Origin of the sequence: Wolbachia endosymbiont of Mansonella ozzardi, from assembly GCF_020278625.1 — a bacterium.
Taxonomy (GTDB): domain Bacteria; phylum Pseudomonadota; class Alphaproteobacteria; order Rickettsiales; family Anaplasmataceae; genus Wolbachia.
Map to the genome: position 1 here is coordinate 1 of NZ_JADAKK010000020.1, position 18,958 is coordinate 18,958.

16 protein-coding genes, 1 tRNA gene and 1 pseudogene are annotated in these 18,958 nt (G+C 36.0%); 8 read left to right on the forward strand and 10 right to left on the reverse strand.

Annotation, left to right across the window (positions count from 1 at the left end):
• Positions 1–324 precede the first annotated feature (324 nt).
• Entirely contained in the window at positions 325–756 is a 432-nt protein-coding gene (locus IHO40_RS02740) for a hypothetical protein (RefSeq protein ID WP_225536646.1), read from the reverse strand.
• A gap of 198 nt (positions 757–954) precedes the next feature.
• Between IHO40_RS02740 and aspS the strand changes: the two are divergent.
• Positions 955–2,758 (forward strand): annotated as a pseudogene (gene aspS, locus IHO40_RS02745) (aspartate--tRNA ligase).
• A gap of 30 nt (positions 2,759–2,788) precedes the next feature.
• The gene (locus IHO40_RS02750; protein WP_225536647.1) at positions 2,789–4,051 is read left to right on the forward strand and encodes an MFS transporter; all 1,263 of its coding nucleotides are present in this window, start codon (positions 2,789–2,791) and stop codon (positions 4,049–4,051) included.
• A gap of 103 nt (positions 4,052–4,154) precedes the next feature.
• Here the strand turns inward: IHO40_RS02750 and infC are convergent, their stop codons facing one another.
• Both infC and thrS read right to left on the reverse strand, forming a co-directional pair.
• Positions 4,155–4,664 carry a translation initiation factor IF-3 gene (gene infC / locus IHO40_RS02755; RefSeq protein ID WP_225536648.1) on the reverse strand — a complete coding sequence of 170 codons (510 nt, stop codon included), beginning with the start codon at positions 4,662–4,664 and terminating at the stop codon, positions 4,155–4,157.
• Positions 4,665–4,667: 3 nt separating this feature from the next.
• A complete protein-coding gene (gene thrS, locus IHO40_RS02760) occupies positions 4,668–6,578 on the reverse strand; it encodes a threonine--tRNA ligase (RefSeq protein WP_225536649.1) in 1,911 nt (636 codons plus the stop codon).
• 590 nt (positions 6,579–7,168) lie between these two features.
• On the opposite strand from thrS, the gene IHO40_RS02765 reads away from it, so the two are divergent.
• Together IHO40_RS02765 and IHO40_RS02770 are read left to right on the forward strand one after the other, a co-directional pair.
• Positions 7,169–7,510 (forward strand): ferritin-like domain-containing protein, encoded by a 342-nt coding sequence (locus IHO40_RS02765; RefSeq protein ID WP_255585968.1) that lies wholly within the window; start codon positions 7,169–7,171, stop codon positions 7,508–7,510.
• Positions 7,511–7,579: 69 nt separating this feature from the next.
• Positions 7,580–8,194 (forward strand): SURF1 family protein, encoded by a 615-nt coding sequence (locus tag IHO40_RS02770; RefSeq protein WP_225536650.1) that lies wholly within the window; start codon positions 7,580–7,582, stop codon positions 8,192–8,194.
• Between the two features lie 46 nt (positions 8,195–8,240).
• On the opposite strand, the gene IHO40_RS02775 is transcribed toward IHO40_RS02770, so the two are convergent.
• Together IHO40_RS02775 and IHO40_RS02780 are read right to left on the reverse strand one after the other, a co-directional pair.
• Positions 8,241–9,959, reverse strand: coding sequence for a cation:proton antiporter domain-containing protein (locus tag IHO40_RS02775; protein ID WP_225536651.1), 1,719 nt, complete (start codon positions 9,957–9,959; stop codon positions 8,241–8,243).
• Between the two features lie 5 nt (positions 9,960–9,964).
• A complete protein-coding gene (locus IHO40_RS02780) occupies positions 9,965–10,537 on the reverse strand; it encodes a thioredoxin family protein (protein ID WP_225536652.1) in 573 nt (190 codons plus the stop codon).
• A 114-nt stretch (positions 10,538–10,651) separates the two neighbouring features.
• Here IHO40_RS02780 and tmk point away from each other — a divergent pair, with 114 nt between their 5' ends.
• Complete coding sequence (tmk, locus tag IHO40_RS02785) at positions 10,652–11,254, forward strand: dTMP kinase (RefSeq protein WP_225536660.1); 603 nt, start codon at positions 10,652–10,654, stop codon at positions 11,252–11,254.
• A gap of 634 nt (positions 11,255–11,888) precedes the next feature.
• Here the strand turns inward: tmk and IHO40_RS02790 are convergent.
• From IHO40_RS02790 to IHO40_RS02800, 3 genes are all read right to left on the reverse strand, one after another.
• A complete protein-coding gene (locus tag IHO40_RS02790; protein WP_225536653.1) occupies positions 11,889–12,203 on the reverse strand; it encodes a hypothetical protein in 315 nt (104 codons plus the stop codon).
• 79 nt (positions 12,204–12,282) lie between these two features.
• Positions 12,283–12,585, reverse strand: a complete 303-nt coding sequence (locus tag IHO40_RS02795; protein ID WP_225536654.1) for a hypothetical protein — start codon at positions 12,583–12,585, stop codon at positions 12,283–12,285.
• A gap of 248 nt (positions 12,586–12,833) precedes the next feature.
• Positions 12,834–12,917: transfer RNA gene (locus tag IHO40_RS02800), tRNA-Leu, on the reverse strand.
• A 62-nt stretch (positions 12,918–12,979) separates the two neighbouring features.
• Between IHO40_RS02800 and tldD the strand changes: the two genes are divergently transcribed.
• Positions 12,980–14,407, forward strand: a complete 1,428-nt coding sequence (tldD, locus tag IHO40_RS02805; protein WP_225536655.1) for a metalloprotease TldD — start codon at positions 12,980–12,982, stop codon at positions 14,405–14,407.
• Here tldD and IHO40_RS02810 read toward each other — a convergent pair.
• Complete coding sequence (locus tag IHO40_RS02810) at positions 14,402–15,463, reverse strand: hypothetical protein (RefSeq protein WP_368666757.1); 1,062 nt, start codon at positions 15,461–15,463, stop codon at positions 14,402–14,404. The genes tldD and IHO40_RS02810 overlap by 6 nt on opposite strands.
• A 35-nt stretch (positions 15,464–15,498) precedes the next feature.
• Positions 15,499–18,084 carry a DNA polymerase I gene (polA, locus tag IHO40_RS02815; protein WP_225536656.1) on the reverse strand — a complete coding sequence of 862 codons (2,586 nt, stop codon included), beginning with the start codon at positions 18,082–18,084 and terminating at the stop codon, positions 15,499–15,501.
• A gap of 275 nt (positions 18,085–18,359) precedes the next feature.
• Between polA and IHO40_RS02820 the strand changes: the two genes are divergently transcribed.
• Both IHO40_RS02820 and IHO40_RS02825 read left to right on the forward strand, forming a co-directional pair.
• A complete protein-coding gene (locus tag IHO40_RS02820; protein ID WP_225536657.1) occupies positions 18,360–18,668 on the forward strand; it encodes a hypothetical protein in 309 nt (102 codons plus the stop codon).
• A partial coding sequence (locus IHO40_RS02825) for a hypothetical protein (protein ID WP_225536658.1) occupies positions 18,643–18,958 on the forward strand: 316 nt, incomplete at its 3' end. The genes IHO40_RS02820 and IHO40_RS02825, both read left to right, overlap by 26 nt.

The following is an 18,958-nucleotide window of genomic DNA, read 5'->3' on the forward strand; positions in this document are numbered from 1 at the left end:
ACAGTACCACTCCTTGCTTATTATAGCTTTACGGCTTTAATTTAATATACAATCCAGAAATTCTGGTTGAACACTAGATTGGTAAGTATGGAAGTAATTAACCTAATGTTAAAACACAGCGTCAACTTTTCTGGATTCCAAATAGGAACAACACGGAATGATACAAGAAATCTAATGTTTGTTAAACCCATTTGCAAGCAAAGCTTGCTGGGTTCCAGTGTCAAGCACTGGGGTGACATCCTTGTATCTGAGGCAACACTGGCTGTAAAACTTAACATAATTCAAGAAGTTTAATATCAGAAAATAGGCTATATAACAGATACATTATCTGCCTTTCCCTTTATGTTTATCTTGAGTCGAAGCCTGAGCTTTTACAAACAGTTCCCAAAACCCTTTCTTACCACCTTCTCTATTTATTAATTGCGCCAAACGCTGCACAAATCCACCACTTAACATAACCATTTTTGTCCATTTACCTACTGGCTTTGCAATATCAACTATTTCTGGATCTTCTTTGTAACCCTGTATACCTTTTTGCTTTTCGTGCAGCATTTCTTGATGTTTGATCAACTCTTTTTGCTTATTTTTTTGATATAATTCATTGAATTTTCTGTCTTCCTCCCACTCCTCTTCAAGGACTTTTTTAGGAAATATGATTTTCCGAATTCGGTTCTTATATGTATTTCTCAAAAAGAAAAACACCGAAGCTACAGCAAGCAATGTTATGCTATATATTATGATCTGTGCAAATGGCATTTTTCGTATCCAGATTTATTGAAAATACCTTTAATTATTATATCATAATTATAGAAATTCTGCAAACTTATGTGTGAGCAAAGACAGTACAAGGCAACATTTCTTTATCTCGCAAGTTGTGTAAATATACGATAAATGAGCTTGTATGCAATAAAGTTTATTTCTATACTTCCTAAAAATTCTGGTGACCAAACAAATATGAACTGCTACAAAACTCACACCTGCAACGAACTTAGGAAGAACGATGTAGAAAAGGAAGTTACCCTATCTGGGTGGTTATATCGCAGGCGCGACCACGGCAACCTGATCTTTGTTGATTTAAGAGACTTTTATGGAATTACTCAGTTAGTATTCAATAACGATAAAGATTTTTTTGATAAAATATCAAATTTAAAATCAGAAAGTGTAATTACTGTTACGGGCATAGTCAAAGCTAGAACTGAAGGTATGGTAAACAGCTCTATTCCCACCGGAGAAATTGAGGTAATAGTCAACAATTTGCGCGTTGAGTCGGAAGTTGAGTTCCACCTTAATGAAGAAGTAATAAAAGAAGAAAAAAGTATATTAGCAAGCATTGCCGGTGAGCAAGAATATCCAGAAAATATGAGACTTAAATACCGATTTCTTGACTTAAGGCGTAAAAAAGCTCGCAACAACATTATTTTGCGCTCACAAATCATTGCAGAACTCCGCAGGCTCATGATAGAGCAAGGGTTTTTGGAGATTCAAACTCCAATACTCACGGCTTCCTCTCCCGAAGGAGCACGCGATTACCTAGTACCAAGCAGGCTAAACCCTGGCAAATTCTATGCATTGCCACAAGCTCCACAGATTTTTAAACAGTTGCTAATGGTTTCAGGGTTTGATAAATATTTTCAAATTGCACCATGTTTTCGATGAAGATGCAAGGGCTGATCGTTTTCCAGGAGAGTTTTATCAACTTTATCAACTTGAAATGTCTTTTGTAACTCAAGAAGACATATTTGACGTTATTGAACCTATTTTATATGAAGTATTCGCCAAATTTTCTTGCAAATCTGTTGATGAAGACTTTCCACACATTACATACAAAGAGGCAGTACTTAAGTATGGCTCTGACAAGCCAGATTTGCGTAATCCACTATTAATCAGCGATGTTACAGAAATTTTCCGCGATTCAGGGTTCAATATTTTCAAAAGCAATATTGAACTTGGCATGGTAGTGAAAGCCATCCCTGCTCCCAAAACAGCAGAGGAACCACGCAGCTTCTTTAATAAAAAAATAGAACATGCGCAAAAAGAATTTGGTGCCAAAGGGCTTGGATATATAACGTTTGATAAAGATGGCACTGCAAAAGGACCAGTTGCCAAATTCCTTGATGATAATAGGTTAAGTCGCATAAGAGAAATAACGAATATAGAGCCTGGGGATAGCGTATTCTTTGCTTCTGATCAAGAAAATGAAGCAGCAACAATAGCAGGGAAAGTGCGCACTCTTTTAGGGTCGGAACTGGGTCTAATAGATGACAATATCTTCAAGTTCTGTTGGGTTATTGATTTTCCATATTTCATATACGACAATAAGAGTAAAAAAATTAATTTTTTTCACAATCCATTCTCTATGCCTCATGGCGGCTTGAAAGATTTAGAGGGAAAAAGTCCACTAGACATCCTTGCTTACCAATATGATCTTATCTGTAATGGGATAGAACTATCGAGCGGGGCAATCCGCAATAACAAATTGGATATTATGTACAAAGCTTTTGCTATTGCAGGTTATAGCCAAGAAGAGGTTGATGCAAAATTCGGTGCACTCGTGCGCGCATTCAGATTCGGAGTGCCGCCTCACGGCGGAATAGCTCCAGGAATTGATAGAATGGTGATGCTGCTTGCTGACGAACCAAACATTCGCGAGGTAATCTGTTTTCCTATGAATCAGCAGGGTGAAGATGTTCTAATGGGTGCTCCTTCTGAGGTAGACAATAGACATTTACGTGAATTGTCTTTGCAGGTCATTGACTAAGTACCCTAGATTATATTAAACTGAGGAATTATGAATAACATCCAAAAAGCAATACTATCAGGCATAATCTGTAACATGATTATAGGGTATGAATTAACTCTATTTGGAGTTCTGACGCATATAATAAGTAATGTTTTTTTCCCTTCAGAAAATGATTATTTAAGCACAATCAAATTTCTTGGCAGTTTTGCAACTGGATTTGGATTTAGACCACTTGGTGCATTTATTTTTGGCTACATTGGAGATAAGTACGGCAGGAGGAAAATTTTGCTAACTTCCGTAATATTAGCTTCGATATCATCTACTGCAATTGCGTTGATACCAAGCTTTAGAGAAATCGGAATATTTTCTCCTATATTGCTTCTACTTTGTAGAATAATACAGGGAATGGCAGCAGGTGGGGAAACGAGTATCAACTCGGCCTTTTTAATAGAGCATTCGGTCGATAAAAAAAATTTAGGCTTTTTAGGTAGCATGAAAGCTTTTAGTGGTGCTTTTGGTTCTATTATATGCTTTGTAATGATAGCTATTTGTAAAAAATTTACAGGCGAAAGCTATGAAATTTGGGGTTGGAAATTGCTCTTTTATTTCTGCTCCGTTATGGGTGTAATAGGCTTTTCAATAAGATACATAATAAAAGAGAGCCTGGCATACAAAACTCATGATCAAAACAAAAGTTTATCTCATTCTCCATTTCTAGAATTAATAAAGGACTATAAAAGGGCATTTTTAATAGCAATCGGACTTGGCATTGCCCAAAATGCGATTGTTTATTCAGCAATCATGTTTTATAACATATCCGTAAAAAAACTTACTCTTTCAAGCATTGATATTAAAAATGTAGTAAGGATTATGGTTGAGATTACATTTGGAGTATCCGCAGTGTTGCTTGCAACACTATCTGACAAAGTAGGAAGGAAAAACGTGATGATTCCTATATTAGTAGTTTTAGCTTGTGTCAGCTTACCGGCATTTTCGCTATTATCATATGATAACCACTATATTGTAGCATTCACTTTTCTATTGATGAGCATACCAATAGGTGCATCTTTTGGAACATATAATTCTCTTGCTTGTGAGTTGTTTCCAACGAAAGTTAGATGCACTGGTTTTAGCCTAGCACATAATATCTCTGCAGGAATTTTTGGTGGTCTCTCTCCCTCTATATGCATGTGGCTGATAGAAAAAACCGAAACAAAACTTGCAGCAGGTGCTTATCTTACTGCCTGTGCATTAATCAGTTTAATATCTGTATTGCAAATTGAAACAAGAGATAAAAAAATTGATTGGTGAAAATTTTTCTTTAATAGTAATTTCCATATTTTAATCACACCCTAGAACTATAAATGTAGTTACTTAATTCAAGCAAAAACCAGTTTACCGTGAACAAATTTTGCTACCTAGCAACCAGGGCTAAAAAATATTGATTTCCTTCTCGTTTAGGTGCTAATTCTACCTTTGCAATATCTTCGGTGTCTCTAATTAACCTTTCTAGTTTTTCCACCCCAATCTCAGTGTTTATTAGCTCTCTACCTCTAAATTTCATTGTAACCTTGATTTTGTGTCCATGTATAAGAAAACCCCTTACGTGACGCAATTTTGTTTCATAGTCGTGATCGCCAATATTGGGACCTATCTTAATTTCTTTTATCGTTAACGTTTTTTGTTTCTTCTTTGCTTCACTTGCTTTCTTTTTTGCATCGTACTTTTGCTTGCTGTAATCCAGTATTTTACATACTGGAGGAGTCGAGTCAGGCGCAATCTCCACCAAATCTAAGCCGATATTCTGAGCAGATTCCAAAGCCTGCTTTATTGCTACAATCCCAACCATTTTACCATTTTGGTCAACTAAGCGTACCTCCTCAGCTGTAATGGATTCATTAATTCTGTGTTTTTTAGTTTGCAAACTTTAACTCCCTTGACTAGGGTTAATACTTTTTAATAGCAATTCAGCAGCTTTTTCGTAAGAGGAAGACTCTCGTTTTTCTGACCCTAAATTTCTCACTGACATAGTTTTACTCGCAACTTCATTTTTGCCTACGATCCATAATATAGGAATCTTGTTTGAACTATGCAAGCGTATCTTATAACTAATTTTCTCATTGGTTAAATCGGTTTTAACTCTGACACCTTGTTTTTTTAAAGCGTTATAAATTTCTATAGCATAATCATCAGCTTCGCTTGTAACGGTTAGAATGGCAAGTTGCGTTGGAGCGAGCCACAGTGGAAATCTTCCTGCATAATGCTCTATTAAAATTCCAATAAAACGTTCAAAAGTTCCAAGAATTGCCCTGTGTAGCATAACAGGGTGGTGCTTTTGTCCGTCTGCTCCTATATAAAAAGCCTCCAGGCGCCTTGGTAAAATGAAGTCAACTTGCAACGTTCCACATTGCCAATTTCTGCCTATTGCATCTTTCAAAACAAACTCTAACTTTGGACCATAAAATGCACCTTCACCAGGGTTGAGTTCATAGCTTAAACCTGCTTCTCTGACAGCTTCAAGGAGCGCTTTTTCAGCTCTATCCCACACTTGATTATCTCCTGCTCTAACATTTGGACGATCTGAAAATTTCACGGAGATTTCATTGAACCCAAGCTCTGAATATACTTCTTTTAAAAGGTCGCAAAATTTTACAGTCTCAGAATTAATCTGCTCTTCCATGCAAAAAATGTGCGCATCGTCCTGAGTAAAACCACGCACTCTCATCAATCCATGCAATGAACCTGAACTTTCGTTTCTATGACATGTACCAAACTCTGCCATACGTATCGGTAAATTGCGGTAGCTCCTGGTGTGAGAGTTAAAAATCTGCACGTGACAAGGGCAATTCATGGGTTTTATTGCTAGCCTTTTGCTCTCAGATTCATCAACGATAAACATGTTTTCACGAAACTTATCCCAATGCCCTGATTTTTCCCACAGCTCCTTGCTTGCTAAAATAGGAGTTTTCACTTCAGCATAGCCATTGTTTATTAATTTTTTCCTTATGTAAGACTCAAGGACGTTATATAAAGCATATCCCTGTTCATGCCAAAAGACCTGCCCAACAGCTTCCTCTTGGATGTGGAACAAGTCCATATCCTTAGCAATCTTGCGGTGGTCGCGTCTTTCCACCTCCTTCAAACGCTTAAGATAAGCGTTTAATTCATTCTTATTTCGCCATGCGGTGCCATATATTCGCTGTAGCATTGGACCCTTAGTATCACCACGCCAGTATGCTCCTGCAACTTTCATGAGTTTGAACGCTTTGACTCTACCTGTTGATGGCGAGTGCGGACCACGGCACAAGTCAACAAAATCTCCTTGTCTATAAACAGTCAGATTTTCACTCTCTGGTATGGAGGAGATAATATCAACCTTATATTTTTCACCTATACTGCTAAAAAAATCAATTGCTTGCTTACGCGTCCAAACTTCTCGAACAAATCTGTGATTGCTTTTTATGATTTCTTTCATTTTCTTTTCTATTGCAGCAAAATCATCCATGGTAAAGGTACGATTTGTAGCAAAATCATAGTAGAAGCCGTCCTGAATTGTTGGGCCGATAGTAATCTGAGTGTTAGGAAAGAGCTCTTTTACTGCCTGAGCCATTATATGAGCAGCATCATGCCTTATTATATCCAAACCCATCTCATCACTGAGTTGTATCACCTCTATTTCTGTGTCAGATTCAATTTTACGTGAGAGATCATATAGCTCACCATTTACCTTTAGGGCAACGGCTCCTTTTAAAGCACCTGGTTGTAGTATGTCAAAACCGGTAATTCTGCCGCTGTATTCTTCCACTTTTTGTTCAGCTAAAAAAGTAATTCTAACCATAAATATACCTATTGGGAGGACATTGGAACAACAGAGGCTCTGCGCATAAGTCAACAATAAATTTTATATAAATCAAAATACCTCCATAATCCTTAATAATTTTACGTAAATTAAAAGTAGTATGCTTCCACGGTTCTCTCCACAGTCTGATATGGCAGTTAAGCCGCATTATACTTGTCAAGCAGAAGTGAACGGAAACATGTCTAATAAGGAACCTAAGTTTCACTCTGCTCTTACTATCCTTTCCATCGTCATTGCTATCTTGAGTAAAACTTATGTTCCTCCTATATTTTTTAATAACAAAATTCTGTTTTATCAACCAACATTCTATTCATAATTACAGCTAATCTCTGGGCTACTGCAACAATTACCTTACTTCAACAACTAGGCAGTCAACTTGAGAAGCAGAAACAAGTTTTGACGCGAAATCGAAAAAAGGTTATGCAAGAGATCTATTGCTATGATTCTCATTATCATATAGATTATACTAATAGATTAAACTAAAGGAAGGTTACGAATAAAGAGATAATAGTAAAGCATTTATAAATAAATCAATCACTGGTGAATTGACTTCTATAAGCCAGTATTTTTTGCATTCTACAATTCTCAAAGATAGCGGGATCAATAAACTTACAGAGAAAATGAAAAACAAGCTTGACGAGGAACTTGAACATGCAAATAAGCTAGCAGAAAGAATTTTATTGCTTAAAGGTATACCAAACTTTCAAGACACAAATAAAATCTCAAAGCGTGACAGGAAGTTTACAAAAGATACAATACGAAAAATCTTGGAAGATAACTTAAAATTAGAAGAAGAAGGTTTAAAAGGCTATAGGGAGGCAATTTCTGTTGCTGAAAAAGAGGAAGATTTTGTTAGTGTAATCTTATTATTAGAGGAATTATTGAAAAATGAGGAAGAGCACTACCATTGAATCGAAGAGCAAATTGGTTCTTAATTGAACTTATAGATGTTGAAAATTACCTAAAAACACAAATGTAAGGTGTTAAAAAAAACGATATTTATCTTAATTATACCTTGCTTACTTCTTTTTTTATTAGGGTTGTGGCAATTATTTAGGTTAAACTGGAAGAACAATATTATCAAGAATATGAATCTTCCAGTTGTCTATCTATTACCCAATAGTGATCTTGCAAAATTTAACTACAGACACATCAAGATTGATGGGATTTTAAGTGACATAGAACTATACGTTTTTACAGGGCAACGCGGCTATCATGTGCTGTCTCCTATGCTGCTCACTAATGGACACTACATGCTGGTGAATAAAGGAATAGTAAGAGAGAAAAAGAAGGAAGAAGCAAAAATTGAGAAGATAGCTGCGAGTGGAGTTTTATATTGCGATAATAGTAAAAGCAAAAGTTGGTTAATCAAAAATGATACTGCTTTGAACACGTGGTTTACCCTAAGTACAGAAGAAATTTCCAATGAACTTGGTATTAAGCTAGAGAAGTGTATGTTGTGGCAGAAAGGTTTCAGCAATAAATCAACTATACAGCCAATGAAACACTTGGAATATGCGATAACTTGGTTTGCACTTTCCTTGATTTGGTGTGTAGTTTATTATAGACAAAATAAACGCTACTCAAATGTCTGACATCAACGATCACGAGTTAGGATAAAGAGGAGAACTGAAGAAATAATCATTCATCTATATCGCTGCTAATATCCTTTATCATGCTATAATTGCCTTTCCTAAATCTACTTTTTAAGGACTCAACTCCGCTTTCGCTAATACCACTTAGACTCAGCGCTGCTCCACCAAGCTGTAACCCAATCTCAGATGTCTCCGGAATAACTTTACTAGCTCCTAGATCTTTGTAAGCTTCTACATTACTCAGATCTGGTAGGCGTATTATAACATTTACATGTGGAAAATTTGTTGCAACTAGAGAAACAATCTTTCTTATAGTAACTTCGTTCTTTATTGAAATTACGAGAGCTTGGGCTCTTTCTATTCCTACTGATTTTAAAATTTCATATCTCGTGGCATCTCCAAGATATATAGGAAAGCTGTCACTTTTCCCTTCTTTGACTATCTTTGATTGAATATCTACAACAACGTAACTTATATGCTCTGCGGTAAGCATTTTTGTTACCATATATCCTACCCTGCCGAATCCAGCAACTACTACATGGTTATAGAGATCTTGTGTGTCTGTCTCAATTGCTTCATCATCTAATATTACTTTCTCAGTGCTAAATGAATTTGCTATCCACTCTCCAAGTCCCGATAGAAGAGGAGTGAAAGCCATAGTTACCGTAGTTACCATCATAAGTACTTGGGCAATTTCACTTGGTAATACGTCCAACTCATCTGCTAAGCGAAACAGGATAAATGCAAATTCACCACCCTGTGCAAGCAATAATCCAGCTTGTATGGCAGGTGCACTCTTAAACCCAAAAAATCTACACAATACGTATATGATAGATGTTTTTAAAACGATAAGGATGATCGACAATAAAGTAATTATCGGCAATTTATTGAGTAAAAGGTCAATATCGATAGACATACCGACAGTCATAAAAAATAAGCCGAGAAATAAATCTTTGAATGGCAACACCGCGTGTTCCACCGAGTGCCTATGTTCTGTTTCTGCGACTAATAACCCAGCAACGAATGCACCCAGCGCCATTGATAAATGAAATTGTTCGGTAATAAATGCTGCTCCTAATATTATTAAGAGTGTTGTTGATACAAAGACCTCGTTACTTTCCATTTTAGCAATAACCGAAAATAAGGGTCTGAGTAATAACCTACCAGTTATAAATATCAACACTAAGGCAATAGTTGCTTGTACTAATGAACCTGCCAGTGAGCTTATCAGACTGTTTTCAGAGCTACCAGTAAGTAAAGGTACTAATACTATTAATGGTACCACTGCAAAATCTTGCATTAATAGTACTGCTATTGACAACCTACCAACTTGACTTGCTTGGGAAACTTTTTCCTGCAGAACCTGTAACACTATTGCGGTTGAGGACAATGCAAGCCCACCGCCGATAACTGCTGCCATGTTAGTGTTCACTTCAAAAGCAAGAGCAATGCACCATATCGCTACCATGGTAACTATAACTTGCAGGGAACCAAATCCAAATACGTGAATACGCATGGCAATGAGGCGTTCAAAGGTCAGCTCAAGACCTATAATGAATAATAGAAAAACTACGCCGAATTCTGCAAAATTATCCATTGCATCAGCTGAATGTATCAGATTAAATCCATGAGAACCAATCAACGCGCCTGCAACGAAGTAACCGAGCACTGGGCTGATATTCATTTTCCAAAACGCTATGACTATAAACACAGCAGCGGAAAGTAAAATTATAATATCAAACAAATACTGAGAGCTGCCGTGCATGATATTTAACCTGTAGGATCAGACCATTTAATTGAGCAACCAATGCTTGACTTTTGGTCAACCGGAAAGTTACCAGTTTCTGCAATGAATTTCATAGCTTGAAATAAATCACTACTTCCTATCTTATAGTTTTGAGCCTTTTCTTTTTTTGCATCATTAAAACGTCCACGATAGCGGAGTTTTAAATTAGCATTAAACCCAAAAAAGTCAGGAGTACAAACAGCATCATATTCTTTAGCCACTTCTTGCGTACTGTCAATCAGATATGGAAATTCAAACTTATTTTCCTTAGCGAAACTAATCATATTTTCAAAGGAGTCTTCTGGATATTCATTGACATCATTCGGCATTATTGCAACAGTACTTACCTGATAATCCCTTTTTAACAAATCAACATCGCTCACCAGATTGCTGATAATTGATTGAACGTAAGGACAGTGATTACATATAAACATTATAATAAGACCATTTTTTCCACGACAGTTACTTAATGTATAGTGTTTGTCGTCTACCCCTAAAAGATTGAAATCCTTTGCAGTAAAGTCAAGATCTACCTTAGGAGTATTCAGTGCAACCATAGTTTACAGAGAATTGTGTATCAGGCACAGCTTATAATATTATTGCTTAAGTGTCAAATGGTTCTTGTGTATACTGTTTGTATATTTTTTGTTGACATTACGATTACAGAACTTATGTTCATAACCTTTGAGGGAATAGACGGCTCCGGTAAAACAACGCAGTCTGAGTTACTTGCAAGTCATTTTAAACAACTCTACAGTGAAGGTAATGTGATATTGACCAGAGAGCCAGGTGGTACTGACTTTGCAGAGAAGGTAAGAAGGGTGTTGCTTAAAGACAATATTGACCCCATCTCTGAACTTTTGTTACTTATCTCAATGAGATACGAACATGTGAAAAAATTAATACTGCCAGCTCTAGAAGAAAGAAAGATAGTGATTTGCGATCGGTTTATTGATTCAACTATTGCATACCAAGGGTATGGGCTTGAAGTTGACTTAGGGCTAATAGGGGACCTTCATAAGTTAGTAAAAATTAGACGTCCAGATATCACATTTATCCTAGATATTGATGTTCAAGTTGGTCTAAGCCGAACAAAAGATAAAAATAAATACGAAGAGATGGACATTAATTTTTATAATAAAGTTCGAAAAGGATTTCAAGAGATAGCGCTAAAAGAGCCTGATAGGTCCAATATTATTACTGAAATTGAAACTAAAAATGACAGTCAAGTGTATGGTGAAATTATCAATAGAATTGCTAGCACTATACAATAGAGCTGGTTTTGCTAGCAAAATAAAAAGTAAGGCCAACTTCAATACCGTGTGTGGACAACAAACCACTAACATTACTCCTTTTTTAATCCATGCTTGCTCCCTAGAAAGTTGCCACTTTTCTAAAGTGTGGACTACGATTTCAACCAGATGTTAAGGCGAATGGAATTACACCATTACGGTTTCATGACATCAGATCGCACCTTTCTATAATAATTAAAATGTTGTGTTTTTAATTAAGATTAGCTACTTTCTATGTTCACAAAATTAGTTTGCTTGCTTACAAGCAAACTTTTCTTGATTCCAGCGTTTGATGCTTGAATCAAGGAATTTTATCAAGCAGGTGAGCATAAAAGTTATGTTAAAATACACCATTTATGGAAAACTGGATCCCGTGCTGAACACTTTGATGAGTCTGCCGTGGAAGCAGTAAGATGAAGCTGCACAACAAATGAGGGAGCTGGAATGGCACTGTTATAAAGGAACCAGTGCCCTCTTGCCAGGTTAAAATCACAATGTTTGTATGGTTGTAGCTTATATTTTTGTAATACTAATTATGCCGAACTCTTTTGAATGACCCTCTCTAGTTGGAATTATATAAAATATTAATTCCTTTCCACCTGAAGATAAAGTTCCGTTATCTACCATATAGTTGATTATATGACAACCGTTGCTGTCCTCTGTTCTTTCTTCTATCTTCTATTTGTAAAAATCTGAGATTAAGGACGACATCCTTATGCATGTTCTCATCCGGACATATATATTCATATAGGTTCTTAAATACCAAGTTCTCATATTCATCACGTTCTACTATATATGTGCTAAGATCTATAAGACCTGGACTATCCCTACTATATTCAGATACTACATAACAAGCATTATCCTCAAAAAATCCGGAATAGTCATCGAAAAAACTTATAAAGCTGTCATAATGCTTGCCTTTTGTTATCAAATTATTAACATGATAACTAATATTCCTACATAGTCAAGTAAGTTGATTTATTAGTGTTTTAGCAATCAGGCCCCAGCTATCACACCACTTGGAGATTTCCCCCTTTGCTCAATTCTTTTACCTTTGACTCGCTGATCATAGTCTGGACGATATTGGCTGCCACAGCAGCAAAGCTCAAAATGAAAAAAGTAATAGAAATAAAAGGAATAATAAGAGATTCGAAAGGTAATACAGGTATAGTTCTCTCTATTAAAAACGAGTCATTAGATGCTATATTGATATGGATCTTTGTTAGCTTTTCCTGTCCTGGAGTGTTTTCTATACCAAGCTGATTATTAAGATCGTGTTTTTGCAAGTGGTTAACATATGACCACAAATTCAAACTGAGTGAAACCAATTTAGTGTAATACTCAAAACAGCAGAGTACAATTTAAGCTAGGAACACCAAAAACTAGCGATGCTATTATATACCCAATAAAAGAAGCAACGGATAGCGTGGTAACTAGATGTTTTGAGTAAGTTCTTATTTTTTTCTGTTGGCAAGTTCCTCTTTCTCACAACTCATAAACTTAAGCATAACTAATATATTATGGCATTAATTCGTTCAAAAAACAATATGTAAGTTAAGAGTGCCCGAGAGAAGACTTGAACTTCCACAACTGAAAAGTTACTAGCACCTGAAACTAGCGCGTCTACCAATTCCGCCACCCGGGCTTTTTGTAGTTTACTATGTTAAAGTTAAATAATATACTTGAGCAATTTTTAGTTTAAAAGTAATGCCAGACGATTTAAACTTAGATCAAATATTTTTTGCTCAGAACAATGTTAATATTAATAATGTATATAAAATAGTCAACCATGCTCTGAGCAATAGCGATGGCGGTGAGTTATTTTTAGAGTTTTGTCAGTCAGAGTCTTTGGTTTTTGATGATAACATATTGAAACATATGGATTTGAACACCAGAAGAGGATTTGGTCTGAGGTCTTTTTGCGAGAATAGCACATCTTTTGTTTGCTCTTCTGAGATTAGCGAAAAAGAAATTAGTAATGCTGCTTCTATAGTTAAAAGCTCAGTGTCTTTAAACAAAACAAATTTAATAAGCTTAGGCAAAGAGGAAAAAAAACTATATTCGAAAATTAACCCCATAAATGAAATAGATCTAAGCTCAAAAATTAAACTGCTCAACGAGGTTAATGAGTATGTAAGATCCAAAAATAACTGCGTGAAGCAAGTAAAAATAACTCTAAGTGGAGAATGGCAAGTCGTACAAATAATAAAGGGTGATCACAGGTTAAGCGACATCAGGCCTCTAGTACGTTTTAATGTGTTAGTCATTGTAGAGAAAGATAGCCGAATTGAAAGAGGTTCTGCAGGACATGGTGGACGGGATTCTCACAGTAAGTTTATTTCTGAGGAAAAGTGGAAAGAAGTTGCAAACCAGGCTTTGGAACAAGCATTAGTAAATTCTGAAGCGGTTCCGACTCCAGCTGGAGAGATGACAGTTGTTCTAGGTCCGGGCTGGCCAGGGGTATTGTTACATGAAGCTGTGGGTCATGGACTCGAAGGCGATTTTAATCGTAAAGGAGTATCAGCATTTTCAAATTCTATTGGTAAGCAAGTAGCAGCTAGTGGTATCACAGTAGTTGATGATGGAACTCTGCCTAATTTACGCGGTTCTATTAGCATAGATGATGAAGGTACTCCTTCCGGTTATAATGTGTTGATAGAAGATGGAATCCTCAAAGGATATATGCAGGATTATATGAATGCTAAACTCATGGGGGCAAATCTAACTGGTAATGGTAGAAGGGAAAGTTATAAGGAAGTCACTATGCCGCGCATGACAAACACCTATATGTTACCAGGTAAACATACACCAGAAGAAATAATATCTAGCGTAAAGAAAGGTCTATATGCAGTAAATTTTGGTGGCGGGCAGGTTGATATAACATCAGGGAAATTTGTTTTCTCATCTTCAGAAGCTTATTTGATAGAAAATGGTAAAATTACACAACCAGTCAAAGGGGCGACGCTAATTGGTGACGGGCCAACAGTGCTAAAAAAAGTATCTATGGTTGGCAACGACTTAAAGTTAGATCCTGGTATTGGTACATGTTCAAAAGATGGACAAAATGTGCCTGTTGGGGTTGGTCAACCAACACTCAAAGTTGATGCAATTACAGTAGGCGGAACTGAGTTATAAGTCGGAGATACTGTGCTGATTTCCTTCTTCTTTTTGTCGTCGTTTATCTTCTTCTTTCTTCCGGAAGGATTCTTGATTTTCCTTAACTTGCTCAGGCACATTAGGCTGCTTTTCAGCAGGTTGCTTATCCTGTCCAACTACATTAACTTTTGATTCTAGAATTTCACTAATTCTATTATTAATTTCACCACCCCATTCTTTCTCCTTTTCAGTATCAGGGTTATACAAAGTACCTTTCCTGTTATTTGAAAAAAGAGCCCCAACTCCTCCTTTTACAGCGAATATTGTACCAATAGCAGCAGCAACTATCGCGAATGTAGTAGGACCAAAAACTAATATTGAGGCAATAGAAAAAAGAGTAGGAAGAAAAATCTTACGTAATAACGTTGTTACCATTCCTTCATCACTGAGCGGTGGTTCATCTTCTTCTTTATCTCCACCTAAAAATGGTATTTTTTCTCTTAGCCCACTCATAAAGGAGCCAGAAATGTTTTTAGGATCTACCTTTATTCCAAGCGGCCATCCAGCAAGTTTTATGAGTGAGTCTTTAGCTTCTTTACCGCGTATATCATCTACAAACTCATCAACCACTTCTTTTATTTTACTATTTTCTAAATTCCCTTCGCTAGCTAAATTTTTCTCTCTAATTTTTTCAAATACAGAAATTAAAAACTGAAGGAAATTTTCTTCACTTAGTGACTTTATTTTTTGATTAACATCATTGAATATCTTTCCTCTATTTTCAAGTACAAAAGTAAAAATTTTCTTTTCATTTTCATTCTGTAACCGAGCTAGCTGCTCCTCTTTTAATGACTTTTGTTCCTCTAATTTCTCTTTCTCCTCCTCTGAAAATTTTTCTTGCAGTTTCTTTGCTACTTCCCCCATTTCCTGTTGTGTTTGTTTCTCCAGATTCTCTAAAGTATCTAGAAAAGCACGATAGATTAACTGATGTTCTTTTTTTTCAAAAGTTTTATCATCTTCGTTAGTTAACTGAACAGAAGGTCCCGAATCCTTTGTTTGTGAAGTTAACATTCTTGTCATAACTGACTTACTCACATTTACTATACTTTAATTGTAGCATATTTTTCATATTAGTTCAAATGATTTATACTCTTAGAATCTGAAGCGTTTAAATCATAATTAAGAAAATTTGGGCCCCAGTTGTCGCTAATTTTTACCTTTACTTCAAGTGGTATAGAAACTTTCACTGCATTTTCCATTACATCTTTCACAAGTTTTGCTGTTTCTTGTACCTTATTGTCTTCTACCTCAATCAATAGCTCATCATGAACTTGGAGGATTATTTTACCTGCTTTTAGCTGATCATAAAGTTGAATCATTGCACGTTTTATTATGTCAGCAGCAGTTCCTTGCACAGGTGCGTTTATTGCTGCCCTTTCCGCAAATCGCCTTAAGTAAGGGATTTTACTGTTTATGTCTTCTACAAAGCATCTTCTACCAAATAAAGTTTCTACATAGCCGTGCTGTCTCGCAATAGACACCTCCTTTTCCATATAGACCTTTATCTCTGGATAACAGGAGAAATAATAATCAATGTATCCAGCAGCTTCCTTAACGGTAATTTTAAACTGCCTTGCAAGGCCAAACGGGCTAATGCCATATATAATTCCAAAATTAATGGATTTTGCCTTTTGCCTCAGCCGTTTATCTACTTCCGTACCTTCTAGCACTCTAAAAACTTGCCTTGCGGTGATGCTGTGAACATCTTGTCCATTTGCAAAAGCTTCTTTAAATGCTACAACATCTGCAATATGTGCCAAGAGTCTCAATTCTATTTGTGAATAATCGGCAGAAATTATTTTATACCCTTTTGGTGCAATAAATGCTCGCCTGATAAAGCTTCCCTCCTCACTTCTGATAGGAATACTCTGCAGATTAGGATTGCTGGAGCTAAGCCTACCTGTTGCAGTTGTTGAGAAGCTCGTATGTACTCTATCGTCAAGAGGGTTAACCCGCTTTATTAGCGCATCAGTATAGGTACCCTTTAGCTTGCTTAAGTGTCGCCAATCTAAAATCTTACTTGCAATTTCAACTCCTTCCATTTCAAGTTCTTCTATTACTTCAGAGCTTGTACTATACGATCCGGATTTTAACTTTCTCTTCTTATTAAGCCCCATTTTATTAAATAAAATATCACTTAATTGTTTTGGCGAAGCAATATTGAATCTTTCTCCTGCTAAATTATATATATCATTTTCAAGCACAGTGAGTAACTGTTGAAATTTATCAGACAATTCCTGCAGTTTTTGAATGTTTAGCAATATTCCATTTTTCTCCATGTCAAGTATCACTTTCATGACCGGCTTATCAAAGCGCTCATAAACTGTAAAGAGCCTCTCTTGAAACAATCTTTGTGTTAGCTTTTCATGGACCGCTATTAAAGTTTTTGCTGAGAAAACCTCTACATTTTCACTCAAATTATGTGCAATTATGTTTGGAATGCTGTGGTTATGCTTTCCTGTGTCAAGGCTATATGACATTGTCATCAAATCATCAACTGAGCCTAGCACTTTTTCTATTGTAGGAAATGTTTCTCTGATCTTTCTAATGTCATGTATTATTTTCAGCACCCCATTTGAAAGTAAAGTTAAATTGATTGTAACAATTGCATCTTGTAGGCAGTTTTGGTCTATGTAGAAAATATTATCTTCACTGCAAGATAAGGAGATTTTACTGAGTACATTGTTTTCAAAATGGCAATAGATTACGATTTTGCCTTCATATCTGCAGTGTTCCAAAAATTTTTCTAATTCTTCACTATTATATTCTGGTTTCTTTTCCGCGCTGGGTTTATTATAAGAAAAAAGCTTCTCTGCTCTGTTTATCAATGAATTAAACTCATACTTCTTTAAAAAGGGTAACAATTTCTTCATATTTGGAGGATGAACTTTATATTTTGCAACATTATGCTGAAGATCTACTTTCTCATATAGTAAAAAAAGTTTTCGTGAAATTAGCGCTCTTTCCTTATGTTTGGTAAGAATATTACGTACTCTCGTTTGCTCAACGCTACTAATGTTTTCCAGGATATTGTTCAAGGAACCAAATTTATCAAGCAATTTAGCTGCAGTCTTTGTACCTATTCCTGGAATGCCTGGAATGTTATCAGATGCATCGCCAGTTAGAGAAAATAAATCAAGAAGCTTGTTTGAATTTACACCAAATTTTTCTATTACTTGTCTTTCATCTATGTATATATTTTTAATAGGGTCAAATATAAAAATGTTGTGATTCAAGAGTTGAAACAAATCCTTATCTGACGAGACCACCACTACTTTAAAGTCTTGGTGGTTGGCATATTTCTTAGCTAGTGTTGCAATTATGTCATCTGCTTCATAGCCTCCAATCTCTTCATAGCTGAGATCGAAAGCTTCTACTGCTTCCCTCAGTATTGCAAACTGTGGAACCAAGTCCTCAGGAGGAGTTATCCTGTTTGCTTTATATTCAGGGTATAAATCATGCCTGAAATTTCTTTTGCCAGAGTCAAATGCTATGGTCAAGTAATCTGAGTGAGTAATGTACTTAAGAACCATATTTAGAAAGCCGTACACGGCACCTATTGGAATACCGGTTGTGGTAGTCAAATGGTGCAAAACATAATAAGCTCTGAAAAGAAAGCCATAACCATCGATGATTGTAAAAGTTTTTTCTTGCATTGTAGATATTTATGTGTGCCTTTGATAGTCTATTATTTGGGTACAAAAATCAAGTCTTCGTTTCTACTTTTGAGCATCGCAAGAGACTTTGCTAAAAACAATATTCACGCATAGTTAATAGTTACCGTTTAAAATTAAGTGTATTGGTAATAAATTGAGAATTTGAAACAAGTGAAAAAACGGGAAAATCAAAAAGGTCAAAATCAGCTGTTCAGCCTATAAAGGCTATCAGTAGCCCGGTTACTGTTGACTCTGCTTCAGTCAAAAGTGAAACAATGCTAATAGAAGTTAGATCAAAAGCTAAAGCAAACAACCGAACTTATGAAAAAGATAAAGCTCACTCTTTGTTAACCTTTAGTATTGACCCTGATGTAGTATCAATATCAAGTGGTAGTGGAATATCGTCAAGCTCCGGCACAATAGGTGAGAGCGAAATGCTTGATACAAGCTCAATATCAAGCAGTAGTGGAATATCGCTAAGCTCCAGCATAATAAGTGAGAGCGAAATTCCTGATTCGATATCAAGTAAAAGCGAGATATCGTACAATACGGTAAAAGATGACACATATCAAAAACAACTGTAGAACTCAGGCCAGCAAAAATCCGCTGGAATTGGAAGGAGTGGCAAGAAGGTGCTTAGCTAAAAGACGCCAAAAAAAGTTGAAGTTCCAATTATTTCTAAAAAGCAAAATAACTCCACTACATTCAGGAAAGAGTTTTCTTAGACAGAAAGCAAACCTCAGCAAACCCAGAAAAAGGTTAAGCAAACTGTTAGCTTTGATGATCGAATTAAAGCTCTACAGAATAGACAAAATGCTCTGCAACAGGAGCTCACTTGCCTTAAGAAGCAGAGTAAAGCATTTATATTTAAAAG